Here is a 1,727-nt window from a genome sequence, read left to right on the forward strand (position 1 = left end):
GAGCAGGTATGCGCGTTCCTTTCAATGAGTGAAACAACCATCACCCTTCGTTTCAAGCCCAGCGGCACCGATGACTAGCGAGTTACTCGATGGACAAGAGTAACGTGTTTTCACACAGCCTCGACCCTTCTCGGTCATCCCCTGGATTCGAGTTGAGAGAGCGAATTGGGTCTATGAGCGGTCATCCGGCCTGATAACCACTCGCACGGCCTGCGCCAACAAGGCATGCCGCTGCCGAAGACTAGTTCTTGCGGAAGCTCATCGCATCAGGAATCTCTGTTTCCAATGCAAACAGGACGCCGTTCGGCCCGTGCCGGTATCCAGAGGACGCCCAGAGGATTCCAGAAGCAAGGGCTGCAAGACTTGCTGCCCACATCGAGTGGGCAGCAATCGTTTGAGGGCGGACTAGGTGAGAAGGACAGCGAGACGACCAGGAACCCCCAAGCGGGGGCAGGGTTGCTCCCTCATTGCGAGCTTCGGGAGGCCGTCGCAGAAGCTGTCTCACCTTTGCCTTTGCTTCCCCGAGTGCATCCAATCGAAGCGATACGATCAGCCTGGCTATTAGAGGCCGAGATCTGACAAGCCGGGATGATCATCCGGACGGCGGCCCAGCGGCCAATGGAACTTCCGCTCTTCTTCCTTGATTGGCAAATCGTTGATGCAAGCATAGCGATTCACCATCAGACCGTCCTCGCGGAACTCCCAGTTCTCGTTGCCATAGGACCGGAACCAGTTACCAGAGTCGTCACGCCATTCGTAGGCGTAACGCACGGCGATCCTGTTACCAGTGAACGCCCACAGCTCCTTGATGAGACGATACTCGTGCTCCTTCGACCATTTGCGCTCAAGGAACCCTCGGGCTTCATTGCGGCCGTTTGCGAATTCAGCACGGTTGCGCCAGCGAGTGTCCAGGCTATATGCGAGGGACACTTTGGCAGCGTCGCGGGTGTTCCAGCCATCCTCGGCCAGGCGCACTTTCTCGACGGCGGATTCGCGTGTGAAAGGAGGGAGCGGCGGACGGATTTCAGTATTGGTCGACATGGTATTACCTCAGTGGTTGGTGGATGAAGACCCGAGACCGGGCCGAAGGTTGGATAAGAGCAGTGCTGCGAGTCCTTGATCGCTCGGTCTGGCGATTAGCCCGTGTACATGGCGGACTTCGCTCGCTTACGCCGCAAAGGTGATGTAACCGCCAGAGTGCGTCATGATGTGCGCCCAACGCACGGCCGCGTACAGGCCCTCGGCGCACGCAAAGTCGCTGCCGTCGATCGCGACGACCCACTGGTCTTCTTTGAGGCGTAGCGCGAGTCGTTGGTGGTCGACCAGATCGCTGTACCAGCGCCATGTGGCTAAGTTTGACTCGTCCGACTGCAGAGCTTGATGAAGGACAGCGACTTCGTAATGTGAGTGGCTCATGACAGTCTCCGTGAAGTACCGACCTTCATATGATGTAGACCGGTCTGTATCCGATGGGCGACGCGATTGCCCGGATTCGGTTCGTTCGCCAGGCAAACTAGCGAGCGAATCGTGACGACTGAATGTGGCGAGAATGAAGCACGCGGACGTGCCAGGACTTGCGCGATACTTCAGATCGCGTGGCGTCTAGCAGGCTGTTGAAATACCTCCCGCGCACGTCATCCGCGCGGGAGGGGTAAACGTTGAAACAAAGAACCGGACAACACTGAGACTGAAGCGATGCGCGGAGCGGACGGCTATACCGAGTCGAT

2 protein-coding genes and 1 pseudogene are annotated in these 1,727 nt (G+C 57.8%); all 3 read right to left on the minus strand.

Features of this window, described 5'->3' with window-relative positions; genetic code table 11:
- Positions 1-197 precede the first annotated feature (197 nt).
- A pseudogene (locus ACLFKU_RS43250) lies at positions 198-304 on the minus strand (IS5/IS1182 family transposase); the annotation flags it as partial.
- 257 nt (positions 305-561) lie between these two features.
- Positions 562-1,041: a DUF1348 family protein gene (locus ACLFKU_RS43255; protein WP_018437280.1), complete on the minus strand. Its 480-nt coding sequence runs from the start codon at positions 1,039-1,041 to the stop codon at positions 562-564.
- 126 nt (positions 1,042-1,167) lie between these two features.
- Positions 1,168-1,416 carry a hypothetical protein gene (locus ACLFKU_RS43260; RefSeq protein ID WP_342964143.1) on the minus strand — a complete coding sequence of 83 codons (249 nt, stop codon included), beginning with the start codon at positions 1,414-1,416 and terminating at the stop codon, positions 1,168-1,170.
- Positions 1,417-1,727: the final 311 nt, after the last annotated feature.

The organism is Paraburkholderia sp. EG304 (genome assembly GCF_046543485.1).
GTDB lineage: Bacteria > Pseudomonadota > Gammaproteobacteria > Burkholderiales > Burkholderiaceae > Paraburkholderia > Paraburkholderia youngii.